Source organism: Pseudescherichia vulneris, from assembly GCF_902164725.1.
GTDB lineage: Bacteria > Pseudomonadota > Gammaproteobacteria > Enterobacterales > Enterobacteriaceae > Pseudescherichia > Pseudescherichia vulneris.
This window is the reverse complement of record NZ_LR607338.1, coordinates 3,610,138-3,631,784: the sequence shown is the minus strand read 5'-3', so window position 1 is coordinate 3,631,784 and position 21,647 is coordinate 3,610,138. Positions and strand designations below refer to the sequence as shown.

13 protein-coding genes are annotated in these 21,647 nt (G+C 59.4%); 2 read left to right on the top strand and 11 right to left on the bottom strand.

The window, feature by feature from the left end; genetic code table 11:
* Positions 1 to 55 precede the first annotated feature (55 nt).
* The 11 genes from FN633_RS15045 to FN633_RS14995 all read right to left on the bottom strand — a co-directional run bounded on the left by FN633_RS15045 (position 56) and on the right by FN633_RS14995 (position 18,377).
* On the bottom strand, positions 56 to 1,600 hold the full coding sequence (locus tag FN633_RS15045; RefSeq protein WP_154058257.1) for a peptide MFS transporter: 1,545 nt from the start codon (positions 1,598 to 1,600) through the stop codon (positions 56 to 58).
* Positions 1,601 to 1,899: 299 nt separating this feature from the next.
* Entirely contained in the window at positions 1,900 to 3,384 is a 1,485-nt protein-coding gene (gene der, locus FN633_RS15040) for a ribosome biogenesis GTPase Der (RefSeq protein WP_042389094.1), read from the bottom strand.
* A gap of 130 nt (positions 3,385 to 3,514) precedes the next feature.
* A complete protein-coding gene (bamB, locus tag FN633_RS15035; RefSeq protein ID WP_154058256.1) occupies positions 3,515 to 4,693 on the bottom strand; it encodes an outer membrane protein assembly factor BamB in 1,179 nt (392 codons plus the stop codon).
* 10 nt (positions 4,694 to 4,703) lie between these two features.
* A complete protein-coding gene (locus FN633_RS15030; RefSeq protein WP_154058255.1) occupies positions 4,704 to 5,324 on the bottom strand; it encodes a YfgM family protein in 621 nt (206 codons plus the stop codon).
* A 36-nt stretch (positions 5,325 to 5,360) separates the two neighbouring features.
* On the bottom strand, positions 5,361 to 6,635 hold the full coding sequence (gene hisS, locus FN633_RS15025) for a histidine--tRNA ligase (protein ID WP_042389086.1): 1,275 nt from the start codon (positions 6,633 to 6,635) through the stop codon (positions 5,361 to 5,363).
* 105 nt (positions 6,636 to 6,740) lie between these two features.
* Entirely contained in the window at positions 6,741 to 7,859 is a 1,119-nt protein-coding gene (gene ispG / locus FN633_RS15020; protein ID WP_042389083.1) for a flavodoxin-dependent (E)-4-hydroxy-3-methylbut-2-enyl-diphosphate synthase, read from the bottom strand.
* 26 nt (positions 7,860 to 7,885) lie between these two features.
* Positions 7,886 to 8,911, bottom strand: a complete 1,026-nt coding sequence (gene rodZ / locus FN633_RS15015; protein ID WP_154058254.1) for a cytoskeleton protein RodZ — start codon at positions 8,909 to 8,911, stop codon at positions 7,886 to 7,888.
* A gap of 294 nt (positions 8,912 to 9,205) precedes the next feature.
* On the bottom strand, positions 9,206 to 10,372 hold the full coding sequence (gene rlmN / locus FN633_RS15010) for a dual-specificity RNA methyltransferase RlmN (protein ID WP_042389077.1): 1,167 nt from the start codon (positions 10,370 to 10,372) through the stop codon (positions 9,206 to 9,208).
* Between the two features lie 148 nt (positions 10,373 to 10,520).
* Complete coding sequence (gene ndk / locus FN633_RS15005) at positions 10,521 to 10,952, bottom strand: nucleoside-diphosphate kinase (RefSeq protein ID WP_042389074.1); 432 nt, start codon at positions 10,950 to 10,952, stop codon at positions 10,521 to 10,523.
* A gap of 149 nt (positions 10,953 to 11,101) precedes the next feature.
* Positions 11,102 to 13,426: a peptidoglycan glycosyltransferase PbpC gene (gene pbpC / locus FN633_RS15000; RefSeq protein WP_154058253.1), complete on the bottom strand. Its 2,325-nt coding sequence runs from the start codon at positions 13,424 to 13,426 to the stop codon at positions 11,102 to 11,104.
* Between the two features lies 1 nt (position 13,427).
* Entirely contained in the window at positions 13,428 to 18,377 is a 4,950-nt protein-coding gene (locus FN633_RS14995; RefSeq protein ID WP_154058252.1) for an alpha-2-macroglobulin family protein, read from the bottom strand.
* Positions 18,378 to 18,647: 270 nt separating this feature from the next.
* Between FN633_RS14995 and FN633_RS14990 the strand changes: the two genes are divergently transcribed.
* Positions 18,648 to 20,192: a PTS transporter subunit EIIC gene (locus FN633_RS14990; RefSeq protein ID WP_154058251.1), complete on the top strand. Its 1,545-nt coding sequence runs from the start codon at positions 18,648 to 18,650 to the stop codon at positions 20,190 to 20,192.
* Between the two features lie 11 nt (positions 20,193 to 20,203).
* Positions 20,204 to 21,565, top strand: coding sequence for a 6-phospho-alpha-glucosidase (locus FN633_RS14985; RefSeq protein WP_154058250.1), 1,362 nt, complete (start codon positions 20,204 to 20,206; stop codon positions 21,563 to 21,565).
* The last annotated feature ends 82 nt before the right edge of the window (positions 21,566 to 21,647 follow it).

Here is a 21,647-nt window from a genome sequence, read left to right as displayed (position 1 = left end):
GATATGCGATATGACGTTACCGGGGCATAACCTCTGTCCCGGTAACGTTGAGGTGTTATCCGGCGTTAACGGCCGGTTTAGCCTGGGCGTTTGCCAGCATGCGGCGAACCGGAACAATAAGAACGATCAGCACGGCGGCGCAGATCAAGAGAGCTACGGAGCAGCGTGCAAAGAGATCCGGCAGCATATCAAGCTGGTCAGCCTTCACGTGACCGCCAATCAGGCCTGCCGCCAGGTTACCCAGCGCGCTCGCGCAGAACCACAGCCCCATCATCTGACCGCGCATTCTTTCCGGGGCCAACAGCGTCATGGTCGCCAGACCAATTGGGCTCAAGCACAGCTCGCCAAGCGTCAGCATCAGGATGCTGCCAACCAGCCAGAAGGGCGATACCCCTGCCCCGCCGCTGTTCAGCACGTTCTGTGCCGCCAGCATCATCAGGCCAAAGCCTGCCGCCGCAAAGAGAATCCCGATCACGAACTTGGTGATACTGCTCGGACGAATGTTCATGCTCGCCAGCTTCGGCCACGCCCAGCTGAATACCGGGGCCAGCAGAATAATGAACAGGGCATTGATTGACTGGAACCACACGGCAGGGATTTCAAAACCCCCGATCATACGGTTCGTGTAGTCATTGGCGAACAGGTTAAACGAGGTTGGCTTCTGCTCAAACGCAGACCAGAAGAACGCCGCGGAGACCAGCAGGATAAAGCAGACCAGCAGTCGGGCGCGCTCTTTACGGTTCAGGCTAGCAAAGATAAACAGGTAGATGAAGTAGAGCGCCACCGACGCCGCAATCACGTATACCAGCACGCTGGCGACCGCGACCGGGTTGATGACAATCACACCCTGCGCGATCAGCGTTACGATAATCGCTACGCCGACCGCCAGCGCCAGCAGCCACATGCCCACGCCATTTCGCTTCACTACCGGGCTGTTCCAGGTGGAGTCCAGGCCCACTTCGCTGTCGTAGCGTTTCATGGCCGGAACGGCAAACACGCGGAAGATAATCAGCGCCACCAGCATCCCGATGCCGCCGATACCAAAGCCCCAGTGCCAGCCGTGGCTTTTAATCAGCCAGCCGGAGATCAGCGGCGCAATGAAGGAGCCCATATTGATGCCCATGTAGAACAGCGAGAAACCGCCGTCGCGACGCGCATCGCCTTTTTTGTACAGGGTGCCGACCATGACCGAGATACAGGTCTTGAACAGACCAGAGCCGAGCACGATGAACATCAGGCCGATAAAGAACAGGTTGTCGCCCATAAAGGCAGAGAGTGCAATCGACAGGTGGCCGAGGGCAATCAGGATCGAGCCGTACCAGACCGCACGCTGCTGGCCGAGCCAGTTATCCGCCAGCCAGCCACCCGGCAGTGCGGCAAGATACATGGTACCGGCAAAGATGCCGACAATGGCGGAGGCGTTCTCCCGCGCCAGCCCCATCCCGCCGTCATACACGGTGGCCGCCATAAACAGGATCAGCAGCGGCCGGATGCCGTAGAACGAGAAACGCTCCCACATCTCGGTGAAGAACAGCGAGCCGAGCGGATAAGGATGGCCGAAGAACGTTCGGCTCTCTTGGTGATTAACAGAGGATTGCATATTTCTCCCGAAAGGTATGTCGTTGTGCAGGTAAACGCCGCGATATACGCCGATCAGTTTCGTATCTGACCGATTTTTTTATATGCGGCGAAGAGTTATATAACCATTTGATAATCTGGCGCTAGTTTTGTCTAGTACCAACCCTGGGACTTTAAGATGAAAACTCGACGTTTGTCTACTTTCTTAGATTTTAAGTTGGCTGAGAACGAATAGTGTTTGACACAGCGCAGGAAAACTTACGCTCCCAACAGATAAAAAAAACCCGCGACAGGCGCGGGTCTTAACGAGATCGGCAGGGGTTACTTGCCTTTCTTAATATGCTTGATCAGACGCTTACGCTTACGCATCTGGTTCGGGGTCAGGGTATTGCGCTTGTTAGCGAACGGGTTATCACCCTCTTTGAACTGGATACGGATCGGCGTACCCATAACGTCCAGCGATTTGCGGAAGTAGTTCATCAGGTAGCGCTTGTAGGAGTCCGGCAGGTCTTTCACCTGGTTGCCGTGGATCACCACGATTGGCGGGTTGTACCCCCCGGCGTGAGCGTATTTCAGCTTCACGCGGCGACCACGCACCAGCGGCGGCTGGTGATCTTCCGCAGCCATGGTCATGATGCGGGTCAGCATCGCGGTGCTCTGGCGACGAGTGGAGCTGTCATAGGCTTCGCGTACGGATTCAAACAGGTTACCCACGCCGCTGCCGTGCAGGGCAGAGATAAAGTGCACGCGGGCAAAGTCGATAAAGCCCAGACGGAAATCGAGGGTCTCTTTAACCTGCTCTCTCACTTCATTGCTCAGGCCGTCCCACTTGTTGACGACGATCACCAGCGAGCGACCGCTGTTAAGGATAAAGCCCAGCAGGGAGAGATCCTGATCGGAGATGCCTTCCCGGGCGTCGATCACCAGCATGACCACGTTGGCGTCTTCAATCGCCTGCAGAGTTTTGATTACCGAGAACTTCTCTACGGTATCGGTGATCTTGCCGCGCTTACGCACGCCTGCGGTATCGATCAGCACATATTCACGCTCGTCGCGCTGCATCGGGATATAGATGCTGTCGCGAGTGGTGCCCGGCATATCGTATACCACCACGCGATCCTCGCCGAGGATGCGGTTGGTCAGGGTTGATTTACCGACGTTAGGACGGCCAACGATGGCCAGCTTGATCGGCAGATCCAGCGGATTGAAGTCATCTTCCGGCTCTTCAACCTCTTCACCGTTCTGCTCGGCTTCGAACTGCGCCCAGTAGGCCGCATCTTCGTCCACCTCTTCCTCTTCACGCGGATCGACTTCCTGCATCCACGGCACCAGCACGTGCTCCAGCAGGCTGGTCACGCCACGTCCATGGGAGGCGGCGATCGGGTGGATTTCGCCCAGGCCGAGGGAGTAGAAGTCCAGAACAGCCTGATCGGGATCGAGGCCGTCGGTTTTGTTGGCGACCAGGAAGGTCGGTTTTTCACGCGAGCGCAGGTGCTTGGCAATGGCCTCATCGGCAGGCATCAGGCCTGCACGGGCATCCACCATAAACAGCACCACGTCCGCCTCTTCAATCGCCAGCAGAGACTGCTCGGCCATACGGGTTTCAACGCCGTCTTCCGTACCGTCAATACCGCCGGTATCGATACAGATAAACTCGCGACCCTCGACCTCAGCCCGACCGTATTTACGGTCGCGCGTCAGCCCCGGGAAGTCCGCTACCAGCGCATCACGAGTACGCGTTAAGCGGTTAAAAAGGGTGGATTTGCCAACGTTCGGGCGTCCGACAAGCGCGACCACAGGAATCATGTTTAAAGCCTCATTCAAAAAATCATTGTCAACGTCGCCGATTCGCGCCGCTGGTAAATCAGTAAAAATTAAAAACAGTAAAACGGCCCCTGAAACAGGAGCCGTTTTTCAATGCTAACGACCGCCGTAATTAACGCGTAATCGCGTAGAGCGTACCGTCTTTCGCCTGGATCAGCAGCTTACCATCAGCGACAACCGGTTCGGTCAGCAGACCAGAGCTGTCAACTTTCTGCTGCGCCACGAAACGTCCGTCTTCCGGGTTGATCCAGTGCATATAGCCTTCGCTATCACCGACCACGATAGATCCATTATACAACGCCGGCGAGGTCAGGTTGCGATGCAGCAGATCGCTTTGTGTCCAGAGCGTGACGCCGCCGTCAGTCGTCAGGGCCAGCACGCGATCGTTCTGGTCTACCAGGTAGATGCGGTTGCCGTCAACGATGAAATCGTTCACCGAGCCCAGCTCGCGTTTCCACATAATCTGGCCGCTGCGCAGATCCAGCGCGGTCAGGTTACCGTTGTAGGCCAGCGTATAGACCACGCCGTTTACCACAACCGGCGTCGTATCGACGTCGCTCAGACGATCGATCTCCGTTGCGCCGGTGGCCTGGGAGATACGCTGCTGCCAGATCATCTGGCCCTCTTTCAGCATCACCGCGCTGACGCGACCGTTATCGCCGCCGACAATCGCCGCACCAAAGGCCGGAGCCGGGGCGGATTCACCGCGCAGCGACAGGGCTGGCATATCAAGGTTAACGGTCCACTTCACTGCGCCATCGCTCTCGTTCAGCGCCTGCAGCTGGCCGTTGCTGGTATGGATCAGCACCAGGCCATCGCTCACGACCGGACGGGAAAGCACTTCCCCGGCGGCGGTAGTCTGCCAGGCCTGCGAGCCATCGTTGGTGTTCAGGGCATAGACCTGCGCCTTTTCACTACCGACGTAGACGTGACCGCCTGCTACCGTCAGGCCGCCAGAGAGCAGCGCCGGACGGGTTGAGAACCAGCCGCTCTTCTCGGCCAGGCTAATAGACCACACCTCTTTGCCATCATCGGCATTGAGGGCTTTCACCGTCCCATGACGATCGGCAGCGTACACTACGCTGTCGGCAAACGCCGGGTGCAGGTTGGAATAGAAGTCGCCAATACCGTCGCCGACAGAGGTGCTCCACGCGGTGGACGGGTCAAATTGGTTCTCTACCGTCGGCAGCGGAGACATTTTGACAACGTCCTCTTCGCCGTTAAACAGAGAACAGCCGCTTAGCAAGGTGACCGACAGCAGCCCTGGCAGAAGTAATTTACGCAATTGCATCGGGTCCCTCTCAGATGGACAAATTATTGATTTTCATCTGCAACATTTCACTCAGCGCTGGAGAAGCGTCGCTTTTCGCGCCTGCTTCCCACGCGCTGCGCGCACCTTGCTTATCGCCCTTGCTAAGCAGGGCTTCACCACGCAGATCGGCTACGATGGCCGTCCAGCCTTCACCCTTGATTGACTCCAGGGTTTTCAGCGCCGCGTCAGCCTGTTTCAGCTGTACCTGAACGCGCGCCAGGCGCAGATTGATCACCGCCTTGAGGTTCTCATCACTGGCGGCGGCCAGGCCCTGTTGCAGCTGCGCTGCCGCTTTATCCAGCTGGTTGCTTTCTACAAACTGCTGGGCCAGCTCAAGGGAGGCAAAGGCACCGTAAGTGTTTTTCGTATCAGCCGCAAACTTCTCTGCGGCCGCCAGCGTCTCTGGCTTATCTGCCCGCAGCGCCGAGATGGCATTTTCATAGGCATAGGAGGATTCACGCACGGAATCATCCTGATGGCTTGTCCAGTAGCGCCAGCCTACCAGCGCGCCCACGCCTAAAATAACCCCAACGGCCAGCGCTTTGCCATTCTCGGCAAAGAAGCGTTTAATCGCATCAACCTGGTCGTGTTCGTTCTCGTAGATTTCCACGCAGTCCTTCTCCTAAACGATAATTCCCCGGGGAGATTAACCCAGTAGTGTGCGCACATGCGCGGCAACGCTATCCTGCGCTACGGTAGTCTGCTCACCAGAGCGTAAATCTTTTACCACCACGTTGCCGTCAGCCACTTCTGACTCACCCAGCACCAGCGCGACGCGAGCGCCCCACTTATCGGCACGGGCAAACTGTTTCTTAAAGTTGCCGCCGCCGTGGTTGGTCATCAATTTCACCTCTGGCACCGCATCGCGGACACGCTCAGCCAGCTGCAGTGCAGCGGCCTGGGTATCCGTACCTGATGCGACCAGGTATATATCGACAACCGGATCGGCATTAAATTCCGGATTAACTGCCTGAACTAACAAAACAAGTCGCTCCAGGCCCATCGCAAAACCTACCGCTGGGGTCGCACGCCCGCCGAGCTGTTCTACCAGGCCGTCGTAGCGGCCGCCTGCGCAGACGGTACCCTGCGAGCCGAGGCTGCTGGTGACCCACTCAAAAACGGTGCGGTTGTAGTAGTCGAGGCCGCGTACCAGACGCTGATTAACGGTATAAGCGATGCCAGCCGCGTCCAACAGTTTGCACAGACCGGCAAAGTGTTCGCGAGAGTCGTCGTCCAGATAGTCGCCCAGCGCTGGCGCATCGTTTAACAGCGCCTGCACGTCCGGGTTTTTAGAGTCCAGCACGCGCAGCGGGTTGCTGTACATGCGGCGCTTGCAGTCTTCGTCGAGCTTATCTTTATGCTGCTCAAGGAACGCTACCAGCGCATCGCGGTAGTTAGCACGCGCCTCCAGCGAGCCGATAGAGTTCAGCTCCAGGCTGACGTGATCGGCGATGCCCAGCGCACGCCACCAGCGGGCGGTGAGCAGGATCAGCTCGGCGTCGATGTCCGGGCCCTGCAGGCCAAAGACCTCGCAGCCCAGCTGATGGAACTGGCGATAGCGCCCTTTCTGCGGACGCTCGTAGCGGAACATCGGCCCAACGTACCACAGACGCTGCTCCTGATTGTACAGGAGACCATGTTCGATGCCGGCGCGTACGCAGCCCGCCGTACCTTCCGGACGCAGCGTCAGGCTATCGCCGTTGCGGTCGTCAAAGGTATACATCTCTTTTTCAACCACGTCGGTAACTTCACCGATAGCGCGTTTGAATAACGGGGTCTGCTCTACAATCGGCAAGCGGATTTCACTGTAACCGTAGCTGCCGAGCACGTTCTTAAGTGTGCCTTCAATGCGCTGCCAGATGGCGGTGTCGCCTGGCAGGTAATCGTTCATGCCGCGAATGGCTTGAATATTCTTTGCCACGTTTATTCTCTTTATAAATATAAAAATGAACCCTCAGGGCAAACCCGAACGTGCGGGCCCTGCGGGTTCAATCATACACGGGAAGCCAGCCGCTTCCCAGCGACGTTATTTTTCCAGCTGCTGAACGTCAATGCGGCGAGCTTCATCAAGCATGGAGGCCTTGGCACGGATGCGCGCTTCCAGCTGGGCGATCATGTCGCCGTTGTCCAGCCGATCCTTACGCACGCCGTCTTCATAGAGGCCGCTTTTCTTGTTGCCGCCGGTGACGCCGAGGGTAGAGACCAGCGCTTCGCCCGGGCCGTTCACCACGCAGCCGATGATCGAGACGTCCATCGGGGTGATGATATCTTCCAGGCGCTGCTCAAGGGCGTTAACCGTGCCGATAACGTCAAACTCCTGACGGGAGCAGGTTGGACAGGCGATAAAGTTAATACCACGAGCGCGGATGCGCAGGGACTTGAGGATATCGAAGCCCACCTTGATCTCTTCAACCGGATCCGCCGCCAGCGAGATACGCAGCGTGTCGCCGATCCCTTCTGAGAGCAGCAGCCCAAGGCCGATGGCAGATTTCACCGCGCCCGCACGTGCGCCACCGGCTTCGGTGATCCCAAGATGCAGCGGCTGATCGATCTGCTTCGCCAGCAGGCGGTAGGACTCAACGGCCAGGAAGACGTCGGAGGCTTTAACGCTCACCTTGAACTGATCGAAGTTGAGACGATCCAGATGATCCACATGACGCATGGCGGATTCCAGCAGCGCCTGCGGCGTCGGCTCACCATACTTCTCCTGCAGATCCTTCTCCAGCGATCCGGCGTTAACGCCGATACGGATCGGAATATTTTTGTCACGCGCGCAGTCCACAACGGTACGAATACGCTCTTCGTTGCCGATGTTGCCTGGGTTGATGCGCAGGCAGTCGACGCCGTACTCCGCCACCTTCAGCGCAATACGGTAGTCAAAGTGAATATCCGCAACCAGCGGAACGCTGACCTGCTGTTTGATGAGCTTAAAGGCTTCCGCCGCGTCCATGGTCGGCACGGAAACACGGACGATATCCGCGCCCACGCGCTCCAGGGCTTTGATTTGATTAACCGTCGCTTCCACATCCGTGGTACGCGTATTGGTCATTGACTGAACGGCGATAGGGGCACCATCGCCGATAGGTACATTCCCCACGTAGATGCGTTTCGATTTTCTACGCTGAATAGGGGCCTGGTTATGCATGAAAACTCTCCCGCGTTGCCCGTCAGTTACTGAGCTGCTGATTGTTCGGCATTGAGGGTCAGGCGCGCAACCTGGTTACTTCTGATAAAGCGGCTCAGATCGACGGGCTTGCCCTGGAACTGGATCTGCACGGCTGACGGTGCGCCAATTTTTAATTTATAAGGGGTCTGACCGGCCAGGTTCAGGTTTGCACCGCTGCGCTGGATGCCGCTGAACAGCTTCTTGCCGTTAGCATCGGTCACTTCCAGCCAGCAGTCGGCGGTAAAGGTCATGGCCAACGCGTTGGCATCGGCGGTGTTGGTTACGCCCGCCTGATCGGTTGGCAGCGGCGCTGCGCCCGGTGTGCTATTTGCCGCCGCGGTTGCCGCAGGTGCAGTGGTAGCCGCAGGGGCAGTCACCGAGTCAACGTTAGCCTGAGACGGAGAGACCACGGTGTTTTGCGCGGTGGTCTGTGCTGGCGCGGTGCTAGCAGCCGCTGGCGGCGTCTGGGTCGCCACGTCAGCAGGTGCAGTACCGGTGGTCTGCGCGTCAGCAGGCTCGGTTGGGTCGGTATTCAGGGGGACGCTTTGCGTTTCGTTGTTGTTGGCGTTCAGTTCAGCAGAGGATTGATCGGCCATGGTGCTGATCTCTTCCTGCTGGGCTTTGTGGTTCTGCCACCACCATGCGCCAGTCAGGCCAACCACGACAAAGACAATCAGCCAGGTGATGCTCGACAGCCAGCCATCGCGCTTCTTGCGGCGTTTACCAAGAGAGAAAGACTGCATCGGGGCGACTTTAGCCGCTCTGACCGGAGCCTGTTTCTCCATCATCGGCAGCAGCTCTTCTTCCGGGATGTGCACGAGGCGTGCATAGGAGCGGATATAGCCCCGCAGGAAGGTGGAAGCCAATTCGGCAGGCGCTTTGTCTTCTTCGATATCGCGAACGGTGGAAACCTTGAGGCACAGGCGTTCAGCGACCGCTTGTTGGCTTAGCCCAAGTTGTTCACGGGCGTTGCGCAGACGAACGCCAGTGGTTTGTGTTGCATTTAGGTCTTGAGTGGCTTCAGTATTCATTCGCTACAGCTGCTGGTACGTGAGATGTAAAATCAGGTGCCGGTAAGTCACAATGCCCACCCGCACCGCGAAACTTCTGGGTCAGTTAACCTTAGACCGACAGTATAAGGCTGTCAGGCCGGGGATAACAGAACAGCTTTTACCTCAAGGGCTAAACTGTTGTTCCATCGTTACATACTGCCTTAAACACGACGGAAACGCACCGTAATTATTTATCGAAACTGTATATTTAGGTTACTTACGCCACGCGATTATGCTGCACGATCCCGGTTCGGGACCGTGCAGAAAGCATAATTAAACGGCCTTAACCGAAATTGTCTCGCCCTGCATACGCTTGCGCAAGGTGCGCTTGGTACGGTCGATCACCTCACCCGCCAGCTGACCGCAGGCAGCGTCGATATCATCACCGCGAGTTTTACGCACGATAGTGGTAAACCCATACTCCATCAACACCTTAGAGAAGCGATCGATACGGCTGTTTGAGCTACGGCCATACGGCGCGCCGGGGAACGGGTTCCATGGGATCAGGTTGATCTTGCATGGGGTGTCCTTCAGCACTTCCGCCAGCTGGTGCGCATGCTCGGTTCCGTCGTTAACGTGATCCAGCATAACGTACTCGATGGTGACGCGGCCCTGGTTAGCATTTGATTTGCTAATGTAACGGCGTACGGCGTCGAGGAAGGTTTCGATATTGTACTTTTTGTTAATCGGTACAATTTCGTCACGGATTTCGTCCGTCGGCGCGTGGAGCGAAATAGCCAGCGCCACGTCAATCATGTCGCCCAGCTTGTCGAGGGCTGGCACGACGCCAGAGGTCGACAGCGTTACGCGACGCTTGGAGAGGCCAAAGCCGAAATCATCCAGCATGATCTCCATCGCCGGAACGACGTTGTTCAGGTTGAGCAGCGGCTCGCCCATGCCCATCATCACCACGTTGGTGATCGGACGCGTGCCGGTGACTTTAGCTGCGCCAACGATTTTCGCCGCGCGCCACACCTGGCCGATAATCTCCGACACCCGCAGGTTACGGTTAAAGCCCTGCTGGGCGGTGGAGCAGAATTTACACTCCAGGGCGCAGCCGACCTGGGAAGAGACGCACAGCGTGGCGCGATCTTCTTCCGGGATGTAGACCGTCTCAACGCGCTGGTCGCCCACCGCGATCGCCCATTTAATGGTGCCGTCGGTAGAGCGCTGCTCTTCCACAACTTCCGGAGCGCGGATCTCCGCAACCTCTTTGAGCTTATTACGCAGCACCTTGTTGATATCGGTCATATCATCAAAGTTATCGCTGCAGTAGTGGTACATCCACTTCATCACCTGATCGGCGCGGAACGGCTTTTCGCCCAGGTTTTTGAAAAATTCGCGCATCTGCTGACGGTTGAGATCCAGCAGGTTGATTTTGGCGTCTTTGTTGGGAACCGTCGACACGACGATTTCAGGCGTAACAGTTTGTTCTGACATAATAGATTCCGGCCTCGTTGTTACACGTTGTGGCCCCTGGAGGGTTGAAAAAAGAAGCGCCCCGGTAAGCGGCTGCTCATCCGGGGCGCTGCATTGTACAAATTCTACCGCACCAATGCCACGTCTGTCGGCGGCATTAGCGAAATAATTAACGGGTGCGGGCACACACTTCATTTTCGCCGAAGAAGAAGGCGATTTCACGGGTAGCAGACTCAACGGAGTCAGAGCCGTGGGTGCCGTTCTCGGTGAAGCTGTCAGCGTAGTCGGCACGCAGGGTACCGGCCAGCGCGTTGTCCGGGTTGGTAGCGCCCAGCAGATCGCGGTGACGCTGTACGGCGTTTTCGCCTTCCAGCACGGATACCACGATCGGGCCAGAGGTCATGAACTCAACCAGACCATCAAAGAAAGGGCGACCTTCGTGCTCAGCGTAGAAGCCACGAGCCTGCTCAACGGTCAGATGCAGCATTTTGGTACCAACGATTTTGAACCCTGCGGATTCAAAGCGAGAAAAGATGCTGCCAATAACGTTTTTTGCCACCGCGTTCGGCTTGATGATGGAAAAAGTACGTTCAATTGCCATGATAACCTCTGTTATGTGTTTTGTTGTCGTGCATACACGCGTATGACCCGGCGCGAATTATAGAGAGCAACGTCACCCTTGCCTATGGATGAAGATAACATTTTTTTAAAATAAGATGAGTTTTAGCAACAGCCAGTCGCAAACTGGCGCTACAGCACCCGAAAAAGCACCGTCGCGGTCTGCCCTACCCCGTCCATCACCACCAGCTGATACTCCCCTCGCTTCTCAAGACGCAGACTTAACGCTCGCCCATGACTGTCCAGCGGCTCACCGTTGATAAACCACCAGCGCTCCCCTTCCCCGCCCGTTGCCTGGAGCGGCAGGGAGACATACGCTTCGCCAGGAAGCCGTTTTACTACCGCGCCCTCTCTCACGCCGGTAAGCAGCAGCGGGGGCGGATACTCCTGCTGAAGCGGCGGGCAGCTAACGGAAGGCGCAGGCAGGCGTGCGGTGCGGCGCTCGCTGGCAGGTAGCCACGGCTCCAGCGGCAGAGGCCACACCACCAGGGTCTGTTGCCGGGCCTCCGGGCAGTCCGCCGCCACGCGCTGGCCCTGCGCATTGAGCCAGACCGGGAAGCGGATCCCACGGATCCCCTCCTGCTGCGGCAGTAAAAGCGTGGGCGGTTCGCTCTTGTCCAGCAGCCATGTCGCGAGACGACGACGGCAGTTGCTGTCCCCGGCTGGCAAGCTCTGACCGCCGGGCCAGCAGATGACGCCCCGGCTCACTGACTCAGGACGCGGATCGCGCGGCTGGCGGGCGACGTCCAGCGCCGAGCGGGCCTGCAGCAGATTGTTAACCTGGTTGAGCAGCGGCACGGCGCTGGCAAAGCCAAACTGCCCGGCGACCGGCGTACCGTCGGGCCGTCCCGTCCAGATGCCAATCACGTAGCGGGCATTGATACCCACCGCCCACGCATCACGATAGCCATAGCTGGTGCCGGTTTTCCACGCCAGAGGAACCACCTGGCCGAGATCGGCATCGGGAAGCGGCTGCGCCTGGGAGGCGAGGATGCGGCGAATTATCCATGCCGCCCCCGGCGACATCAGCGGTCGCTCTACCAGCGGATCGTCCGGCTGCAGGCGTAAAAATCCAGCCTTGCCGTGGCGAGCAAAGGCGCTGTAGGCGGCGGTGATGTCAGCCAGCGTCGCCCCTGCCCCGCCGAGGATCAGCGACAGGTTCGGCTCGGCGCCGGCGGGCAGGGTCAGCGGCAGCCCGGCGTTGCGCAGGCGGGCGGCGAACCGCTTCGGGCCATAGGCCTCCAGCACCTGCACCGCTGGCAGGTTAAGCGAGCGGACCAGGGCCTCGCTCATGCTAACCGGACCGTGAAAGCCGCTGTCAAAGTTGCCGGGGCGGTAATCCTCCGCCAGCCGGGGTACGTCCTGTAAGAGCGACGCCGGATGGATCAGCCCCTCGTCCATCGCCAGACCATAGACGAAAGGTTTGAGCACCGATCCCGGGGATCGGATGGCGGTGACCATATCTACATGGCTGAAGCGAGTATCGTCGTTGATATCCACGGAGCCAACCCAGCCGCGCACCTTCATGGTGGTGTGATCGACAACGATCATCGCCAGCGAGCTGCGCGGTGGCAGCTGCGGTTTAACGTTAAGGGCCAGCGCCTCCAGCTGACGTTGCAGAGAGGCGTCCAGAGTAGTGACAATTTTGCTCTGCTTATCTTTGCCCGCTACCCGTCGGGCAAAGAGCGGGGCCAGCTGCGGCATCTGCCGAGGGGCAAGCCAGACTGGCTCCTGGCGGGACTCTCGCACCTGCTGCGCCGACCAGACCTGCTGCGATGCCATGCGCTCCAGCACCTTATCCCGTGCCGCCTGCGCCCGCTCGGGCCAGCGATCCGGGCGCAGACGACTTGGTGCCTGAGGCAGCACCGCCAGCAGCGCGGCCTCGGCATAGCTCAGCTGCGCCGGAGACTTACCGAGGTAGGCCCAGCTAGCCGCGCCGACGCCCTGCAAGGTGCCGCCGAAGGGCGCGCGATTAAGATAGAGGGTCAGAATTTCACGCTTGGAGAGATGCCACTCCAGCTGCATCGCGCGCCACAGCTGGCGCACCTTGCCGCCGAAAGTGCGTGGATGGGGATCGAGCAGTCGGGCAACCTGCATGGTGAGGGTGCTGCCGCCGGAGACCACCCGGGCCGAGCGCAGATCCTGCCAGGCGGCGCGGGCAATCGCCAGCGGGTTGACCCCAGGATGTGACCAGAACCAGCGGTCCTCATAGTGGATCAGCGCCTGCAAATAGCGCGGCGACACCTCTTCAATGGTCACCGGATAGCGCCAGATGCCGTCGGCGTCAGCAAAGCGCCACAGCGGCGTGCCGTCTTCAGCCACCACCACCCGCGCCGGATTGACCTCGGCGAGAGGCAGAGGCCAGATCCGATCCGCAAGCAGCAGCGCAATAAGCAGAGCAACCAGCGCCCCCGGCAGCAACAGCCAGCGGGAGCGCCCTATACGACCACGTTTCACGCTATGGCCGGACAATCAGCGGGCCGCTTGCTGCGCCCGTTGCCCGCCACTGGGGTACGTACATCGACTCGACCTGCGGCATCGGGACCTGATAGCTTCCCGGCGTAACGGCGCGGGCCAGATAAACCAGCGTCACCGGCTGACCCTCGTTTACCGCTACCGCTGCCACAAAGCGATCGTCACGGAACTCCATATGCTGGATATCCGCCTGCTGCATCTGGTTAAGCAGGTTCTGCACCTCGCTGGCGCTCTCCTGCAGGCTGGCGCTGCTGCTGGCCAGGTTCTGGTTCTCCAGCTCCAGCCCGGCAGGCAGTAGATCAACCACCAGCGCATCCGGCACGCTCTGGCTGGCCTTCACCTCCAGCCAGACCAGCACCAGCTCGCCGCTCTTCAGCGCCGACAGCGATTTGCTCTTGCCGTCGGTGCCGAGGATCTGCCGCTCAATGTGCAAGACGTTCGATGACGGCGCTGGCGCATACTGCGCATAGCCGCTGGTATCGAGACGCAGCCAGAGCGGCGCGCTGCCAGTGTTGGTTACCTGCAGCGCCGCGAGCGTATCCGCCGCTAGCGGCAGCGTCCGGGCACGGTCGCCGCTCAGCGCCTCCCCTGCGAGTGAAGTCTGGGCCTGCCAGTTACCTGGACTTGCCGCCAGGGTTCTGCCCGCCAGGAAGAGCGCGTTGCTCTCCTGGGTCGAGAGCCAGCGCTGACCAAATGCCTGTGCGGAGAGCGTGTGCAGCAGGCGGTTTTGTTCATTTGGCAGCAGGTTATTCTCCTGCAACAGAGAGAGCATCAGGGCGTTATCCCGAATGGCGCTGCCGTAGTCCGCCAACCAGCGGGTATCATCCTGACGCGGCGTTTTTAACCCCAGCGCCACGGCCTGATCGCCTCGCTCACCGTCGCCCATCAGCTTCAGAGCAATGCCCACCTGCACCAGAGGCAGCCCTGATGCCGCCTGCTCATGGTGCTGCCAGATCTCACGCAGCGCGCCCAGGGGGGCTTTCTGCTGCTGGGCGAGCACTAGCCCGGCGTAGGCCTGCACGGCAAACTTACTTGCCTGACCGTCGTCGCTGTAGCGGATCGCCATCATGCCCGGATCCTGCAGATAGCGCAGGAGGCGATTGTTGGCCTGGGTCAGCGCCTCGGCGGGCACGCTATAGCCCTGCTGACCGGCACGCACCAGGAAGTCAGTAACGTAGGCGGTGAGCCAGTACTCTTCCGGCCCGCCTTTATCCCAGAGCGCAAAGCCGCCGTCGTCGCGCTGCATCTGCAGCAGACGTGAGATACCCGTCTCTACTGCGGCACGGCGCTTCTCATCGCTGTCACCGGCAATGCCCAACGCCTTAAGCTGTGCGGCGTTGGTATAGAGCGACGGGAAGAGACCGCTGGCGGTCTGCTCCAGGCAGCCGTAGGGATAGGCCTTCAGCTCGCGAATATAGCGCGCCAGGTTCAGCGGCGGTTTGCCGCTCAGCAGCAGCTGACCTTGCAGCGTGGCAGGGGCAAACCCTGCCAGCAGATCGGCGGGCGCAGTCCAGCTCTGGCCCGGAGCCAGCATTGTCCCGGTGTTGACCGTCTGTGCAGGCCAGGCGGGACGCACGCCAATCTTCCACTGCTTGTGCTGCGGAGCGAAGGTTTCGTTAGGCAGCGTCAGGCCGCTAATCTGGGCACTGATTTCGCCATCACCAAAGCCCTCTTTGGCAGCGATGGGTATGAAAATGGTGGTCCGCGCCTGAGGCGCGAGGCTCACCGGGGCGGGCTGCTGGCTTTGCAGCTCCACGAGGCCGCTGGCGGTAAGCGCCACGTTCAGCGTCTGCGGGCTGTCGGTCAGGTTAGTGATATCCAGCGCCAGCCGAGTGCTGTCTCCGCTGGCAAGGAAGCGCGGTGTATTTAGCTCAGCAATCAGCGGCGCGGCGACCACCACTTTGCTTTCAGCGCTGCCAAACTCATCCTCGCTCCATGCCTGGGCCATCACCCGCAGTTCGCCGTTGAAATCACCGATCGGCAGGGTCACCGTGCCTTCCCCGAGCTCATCCAGCTTCACCGGCTGCGCCTGCTGGGCGATGATATTGACGTGGTTAACCGGTGGCTTACCGCCCCGATTCAGCTCGTCGCCATCGCCACCAAAGCGCAGCGTTGCCGCCCGGCCCTGGCCTTCAATCACCTGGCCGTAGATATCATAAATATCGGCCCCGTAGCGCTTCTGACCAAAGAAGGATTTCCACGGATCCGGCGTGACGTAGTCGGTAATATTAAGCACGCCGCTGTCGACCGCCGAGAGCAACACGTTCACCTTTTTCGGCATTTCGCCTGCGCTCACGCTGGCCTTAACCTTAACGGTCAGCGGTTGGTCAGGTCGCATCTTCTGCGGACCGTCGAGGCTTATCGCCAGACGTCGGCCCTCATCGCCAAGCGGCAGATGCAGCAGGCCAACCGCACGCTTCGGCGTGGCGGCGCGGGACTTATCGCCGGGACGTACTACCAGCGTGCTGAGGTAGAGATCGTGGCGCTGCCAGGCTTTATCCACCGGAATCGCCAGATTCAGCCCCTCAGCCGGAACGTCGATCTCCTGCCACCACAGCGGACCATCGCTGGACTCCACCATCGCATACCCCTTACCGGCAGCGGGAGCAGCAATATGCAGCCGGATGGTATCGCCCGGCTGATAGGCGGGCTTGTCGAGCTTCAGGGTGACGCGGTCAGGACGCGCGGCATCCGCCCCCTCGTTGTTATCCTGCCAGCTGTAGCCTGCCCAGAAGCGCACGCTGCTGACGGTTTCATCTGGCGCTTTCACCTCAAGGCGGTAGGAGCCCCACTCCACCGGGAAGCTGACCTTGCCGGTCTCATCCGCCGCCAGGTTGAGAGACTGCTCGCCCTCCACCAGATCCTTTTGATCGAACTGGGACTGCCAGCCGTCGCTCTCGGACCAGTTCCAGTAGTAGTCGCGACGCTCACGGATCAGCCGCACCTGCAGATCGTTGACCGCTTTTTTCACGCCGTTGGCATCAACATAGACAATGTCAAACCCGGCCTGGCCGTTCTCGTCAACCGTAGGCCGGTCAACGGTGGTATCGGTGCGGTAGTCGTAGACGGATTTAGCCGCAAACTGTGGACGAATGCCCGGCAGCGCGGCGGCGGGCCAGATGGCCTGCTCGGCACGACGGGTCACCGGACGACCGCCGGACTCCAGCAGGCTCGCCTGGAGGATCAGCTGCAACGGCGAATGAGCCTCCTGCCACTGGCTTTCAGTTGTCACCTCGCCGTGGCCTTTCTCGTCCAGAGTGACCTGTACCTCATCGAGGCTGCGGGAGAGATTCTCTTCGGCAATGTTACCGAACTGGAAGCCCGGCAGCGCGGCAACGGCCTCGCGCAGCGGACGCAGGAACAGCTGCCCCTGGAGCGTGTTGCCGTTGGCGGGCGCGCCGTAGAGATAACGCCCCGTGACGTCAAAGCTGACGCTGTCGGCCATCGCCAGCGGCGCTTTTTGCGCAGTCAGGTTAAGCGCCATGCGCTCCGGCATAAAGTCTTCCACCTGGAAGCGCCACTGCGGGCTCTGGTTATCCCCGGTATTGGCGCGAACGTGCCAGATGCCGGTTGGCGCACCGGCATCCAGCGAGTAGGTAAACTGGTAGAGCCCCCCTTCCTGCGGCTGGCTTACGACGGTGCGCACCACCTGGCCGTCCGGCTTCACCACCTCCAGCTTCACTGGCTGGGCAGGGAGCGGCTTGCCGTCCCGGTCGCGCAGTAATGCGTTGAGGATCACCGTTTCGCCAGGGCGATAGAGATCGCGTGGACCAAACATAAACAGCTGCTTGCTGTAGCCTGGCTCTCCGGCAATGGCGAACTCGGCCAGATCCAGCGCCGGCAGGGTTAAATCGAGCAGCGTGGTTTCACCATCCTTGCGCGCCAGCAGCAGGGCAGCCTCTTTGTCGGTGCTCAGCACCGCATGGCCTTTGGCGTCGCTGGTGGCCTGGGCGAGGGTCTGCCCTTTCTCATTGAGCAGGGTGACCTCAACGCCCTCACCCGCCGCGCCGTTCTCCAGGCCCTGGGTAAAGACATCCAGCTGGTTATGGTAGCGATGCACCGACAGACCGATATTGCTCAGGGTAAACAGCGTGGCGGCATTGCTGTAGCTGTAGTGCCCGGCCTGATTCATAACGGCGATATAGACCCCCGCCTGCTGCAGCGGTTTGATCTCGGCCAGCGGCAGAAGCAGCTTCTCGCGGGTATTGCGCGCCGGGTTAAGATCGAAACGCCCGGTATAGACCAGATCCGCCATCTTCAGCAGCGTATCGGACTCCCAGTTAGTCAGCGAGTTGCGGTACTCCCACTGGCTGACAAAGGATGTCAGCGACTCGGGCTTCACGCGGTAGAAGTTAACGTCGACGTTGTTGACGTTGAGCGCCATCACCGGCAACCCCTCTACTACCTTGCCCGGCAGCAGCGAGCCCCGGCTGGCAAAGCCGACGCTCGGCTCCACGTCGCGGGTAGTAATGGTTTTTTCAAAACTGCTGCTGAAGGTCGCCTTGTTCAGCGCCACCAGCCCGCTATCAACGGAGACGATCAGCTCCCGGTTCGGCTCCAGATGACGGAAGCGCAGCTCTTTCAGGTTGGGTGCCAGCTCCCACGCTCCGTCCAGCTTGCCGCTCTTCTTATCGACAAGGTGCACCGTCTGGGAGAAGTCCTGATCGGGATCGAGAGGGATATTGAAGGCCAGCACCAGAGTGGCTGCGCCATCAAGCTGCACCTCTGAGGCATCCTGCAGGGACAGGGTTTTACCTGCGCTCTGGGCAGCAAGCTTCTCCCGCTGGGCGCTGTCGACTTTAGCCACCGGCTTTGGGTCAGCATCCGCGGCTTTGGTGACCGCCGCCTGTGGCGCGCCGCTGTTATCACAGCCCGCTAAAAAAGAGGTGGCGACCAGCGCCATCGCAAGCGCAGTAAAACGTAACGGTTTCATTCCTTTATCCCTGCCGTTGATCGAGAGTCAGCCATAGTATGCGCCAGTTTTTGCACTAGCCAAAAGAGAATGAAAACTCTGGAAAGCGGCTCGCAATCTTTGCTTGACGGCAGGTCCAACTGTTACGTCGATCACAGCTCATAACGTTACATGTTACGTTAGCCGTCATTTGTTTTTAAAACAAGAAGATAGCTAGCATGAAACCGCCTGACGCTGCTAACGTTACTCTGTTATCGCACCTCTGTGTGCGGTTCATAATGAGAGACGACGATGAAAAGAGCCGTTAATGCCCTACAAAATTTTGGTAAGTCCCTTTACGGTCCGGTGCTGATTTTACCCATCGTCGGCCTGTTCATTGCCTTTGGTAATTTGCTGGGCAACGGTAATGTGGCGGAGTACCTGCCCTTCCTCGGCTACCCCTTTATTCAAAGCCTCGGCCAGCTGATGGCAAAATCGGCCGTGTCGGTGCTGGTCAACCTGGCGCTGGTCTTCGCCGTGGGTATACCTGTGGGTCTGGCAGCTCGCGACAAGGGCTATGCGGCGCTAATCGGGCTGGTCACCTTCGTCGTCTTTATCAATGCCATGAACGTCACCCTGAGCCTACAGGGCGAGCTGGCGGCAGCGGATCAGATGAAAGCCGCCGGTCAGAGCATGGTGCTGGGCGTTCAGGTGCTGGAGATGGGTGTCTTTGCCGGGATCCTTACTGGCGCGCTCTCAGGCTACCTCTATAACAAATACTCCGGGGTGCAGTTCTCCGGCGCGATGGCGGTCTACTCCGGTCACTGCTTCGTGGCGATCATTATGCTGCCGGTCTCGATGCTGCTCGGCGTGATCATGAGCGAGCTGTGGCCTTTCGCTCAGCAGGGCATCAGCGCCGCCGCGCTGGCGATCAAGGGCGCAGGGCCGTTTGGCGTAGCGGTTTACGGTTTTCTGGAGCGCATTCTGGTTCCCACCGGCCTGCATCACCTGGTTTATACCCCATTCCTCTATACCGAACTGGGGGGCACGGCGGACGTCTGCGGCCAGACCTACCAGGGCGCACGCAATATCTACTTTGCCGAGATGGCCTGCCCCTCGGTGCACCAGCTGAGCAGCACCGTGGTATGGGATGCGCGTGGCATCAGCAAAATGTTTGGCCTGCCCGCCGCCGCGCTGGCGATGTATCTGACCGCTAAACCCGAGCGTAAAGCAGCGGCCAAAGCGATTCTGATCCCGGCAGCGCTTACCTCTCTGCTGGTAGGCGTCACCGAGCCGATTGAGTTCTCATTCCTGTTCGTCGCCCCGCTGCTGTTTGTTGTTCACGCGGTGCTGACCGGCATCGGCATGATGCTCTTCTATCTGCTAGGGGTTCACGCCATCGGCGCAAACGGCATTGTTGATTTCATTATCTATAACCTGCCACTCGGTACCGAAAAATCCAACTGGCCGATGTATATCGTGGTCGGCCTGATTATGTTCGCCCTCTACTTTGTCATCTTCCGCTTCCTGATCCTGCGCTTCGATATGAAGACGCCGGGGCGTGAGGAGGAAGATCAGGAGACCCGCCTCTACAGCAAGCAGGAGTATCAGGCGAAAGGTGGCAACGACGGCCTGGGCGAGGCCATTGTCGCCGGGCTGGGCGGGCGCGACAACGTTGAGGTGGTAGATAACTGCTATACCCGCCTGCGCGTAACGGTGAAAGACGTGGCGATCATCGACGAGCCACGCCTGAAAGCCACCGGCGCGAAGGGGGTGATCAAACAAGGCAATAACGTTCAGGTGGTCTACGGGCTGCACGTCAAAAAAATGCGAGAGGCCGTTGAGGCGTTTCTCTGAAGGAGGCACACATGCTTACCCCCCCATTTATTCTGTCCATCGCCGGCGGCGGCAGTACCTATACGCCGGGCATCGTCAAAAGCCTGATGGTGCGGCTGGAGGATTTCCCGCTGGCGGAAATACGCCTCTATGATATCGATGAGGCACGCCAGCGCACGCTGGCCCCGGTGGTGGAGAAGGTGATCCGTGACCACAGCGACACGATTAAATTTACCGTTACCAGCGATGCCGAAACCGCCTTCAGCGGAGCACACTTTGTCTTTGCCCAGATGCGCGTCGGGCAGTACAAAATGCGCGAGCAGGATGAGAAGATCCCTCTACGTCACGGCGTAGTAGGCCAGGAGACCTGCGGGCCAGGTGGCCTGGCCTACGGCTTGCGCACCATTCTGCCGATGGTTGAGCTTATCGACATGGTAGAGCAGTACGCGGATAAAAAGGCGTGGATCGTGAACTACTCCAACCCGGCGGCGATTGTGGCTGAAGGGGTACGTCGCCTGCGTCCTAACGCGCGGGTGCTGAATATCTGCGATATGCCGGTGGCGGCGATGCGTAACATCGGGGCCATCCTGGGGGTCGATCGTCACAAATTACAGGTGGACTACTTTGGCCTGAACCACTTCGGCTGGTTTACCCGCATCCTGGTGGACGGGGAAGACCGCCTGCCCGAGGTGCGTCGTCACGTGGCGCAGTTTGGTCTGCTGACGGAGGATGCCTCCAAGACCGATCCGCAGCACGCCGATCCCTCCTGGGTGAAGACCTGGCGCAACATTAAGCCGATTATGGATCACTTTCCGGACTATCTGCCGAACCCCTATTTGCAATATTACCTGATGCCGAACCAGATCGTTGAGCATCAAGATCCGCACCTGACTCGCGCCAACGAGGTGATGAACGGCCGCGAGAAGAAACTGTTTGCCGCCGCCGAAGAGTACCAACGCACCGGGATCCTGCCGGATGCCTTCCACGTTGGCGTTCACGGAGCGTTTATCGTCGACGTCGCCTGCTCGCTGGCCTTCGACCTGCGCCAGCGTCATCTGGTGATCGTCGAAAACAAGGGAGCAATCGCTAACCTACCCTATGATGCCATGGTCGAGGTGCCGGCCTACATTACCGCCAACGGGCCGGAGCCAGTACGGATGGGCGCGGTGCCGCTGTTCCACCAGACCCTGCTGATGCAGCAGCTGGCCTCAGAGCAACTACTGGTGGAGGCGACCATCGAAGGCAGCTATGAGAAAGCGCTCCAGGCCTTTACGCTGAACCGCACCGTGCCAACGATGCAGCATGCAAAGGCGATCCTTGACGAGATGATCGAGGCCAACCGCGACTATTGGCCACAGCTGCAAAAAGCCTGGCACGATGGAGAATCCGTATAAATTTCTGAAGCCTGCTCGCGGCGTTGAGAGGGTAAACTTGTCGGTGTGAGAAAAAACACCGACAATCCTTTAATCAACACAT

What these genes read in the sequence shown, in the direction of transcription:
- FN633_RS15045 (WP_154058257.1), bottom strand. Translation starts at nt 1,600, where the DNA reads ATGCAATCCTCTGTTAATCACCAAGAGAGCCGAACGTTCTTCGGCCAT.
- der (WP_042389094.1), bottom strand. Translation starts at nt 3,384, where the DNA reads ATGATTCCTGTGGTCGCGCTTGTCGGACGCCCGAACGTTGGCAAATCC.
- bamB (WP_154058256.1), bottom strand. Translation starts at nt 4,693, where the DNA reads ATGCAATTGCGTAAATTACTTCTGCCAGGGCTGCTGTCGGTCACCTTG.
- ispG (WP_042389083.1), bottom strand. Translation starts at nt 7,859, where the DNA reads ATGCATAACCAGGCCCCTATTCAGCGTAGAAAATCGAAACGCATCTAC.
- rodZ (WP_154058254.1), bottom strand. Translation starts at nt 8,911, where the DNA reads ATGAATACTGAAGCCACTCAAGACCTAAATGCAACACAAACCACTGGC.
- rlmN (WP_042389077.1), bottom strand. Translation starts at nt 10,372, where the DNA reads ATGTCAGAACAAACTGTTACGCCTGAAATCGTCGTGTCGACGGTTCCC.
- ndk (WP_042389074.1), bottom strand. Translation starts at nt 10,952, where the DNA reads ATGGCAATTGAACGTACTTTTTCCATCATCAAGCCGAACGCGGTGGCA.
- FN633_RS14995 (WP_154058252.1), bottom strand. Translation starts at nt 18,377, where the DNA reads ATGAAACCGTTACGTTTTACTGCGCTTGCGATGGCGCTGGTCGCCACC.
- FN633_RS14990 (WP_154058251.1), top strand. Translation starts at nt 18,648, where the DNA reads ATGAAAAGAGCCGTTAATGCCCTACAAAATTTTGGTAAGTCCCTTTAC.
- FN633_RS14985 (WP_154058250.1), top strand. Translation starts at nt 20,204, where the DNA reads ATGCTTACCCCCCCATTTATTCTGTCCATCGCCGGCGGCGGCAGTACC.